Below are 426 nucleotides of genomic sequence, written 5' to 3'. Positions count from 1 at the left end.
CAAGTACGCCGTCCCCGCCTTCCTCGAGCCGGTCCGCGACCGCCTCAACTGGGACGGCCGGGGCCGCTTCGACGTGGCCCGCAACTACGCGATCGACACGACGGGCCGCGGGGTCTTCCTGCAGAACGCCGGCGTGCACACCCACTCGATCACCTCGCCCGACCTCGGCATGGGGGCGTACCGCAACGCGTACATCATCGGAGCGATGCTGGGCTACGAGTACTACCCCGTCGAGAAGACCATCGCTTTCCAGGAGTTCGCGGTATGACCGTATCGATACGTCCCTTCGACCCGCTGAAGGACGCCGAGCTGATCCACCCGTGGGTCACGCACCCCAAGGCCGCCTTCTGGATGATGCAGGACGCCACCCTGGAGGACGTCGTGCGCGAGTACACGGGCTTCGTCGCGCACCCGCACCACCACGTG

1 protein-coding gene and 1 pseudogene are annotated in these 426 nt (G+C 67.1%); both read left to right on the top strand.

The features are described from left to right. A pseudogene (locus OQ02_RS39310) lies at positions 1-268 on the top strand (lysine 6-monooxygenase); the annotation flags it as partial. Continuing rightward, a partial coding sequence (locus OQ02_RS47455) for a GNAT family N-acetyltransferase (RefSeq protein ID WP_033443771.1) occupies positions 265-426 on the top strand: 162 nt, incomplete at its 3' end. The pseudogene OQ02_RS39310 and the gene OQ02_RS47455, both read left to right, overlap by 4 nt.

The sequence above is a fragment of the Saccharothrix sp. NRRL B-16314 genome (genome assembly GCF_000716595.1).
Classification (GTDB): Bacteria; Actinomycetota; Actinomycetes; order Mycobacteriales; family Pseudonocardiaceae; genus Actinosynnema.
Note: the sequence above shows the minus strand (reverse complement) of the source record. Positions and strands in the feature narration are given on the sequence as shown.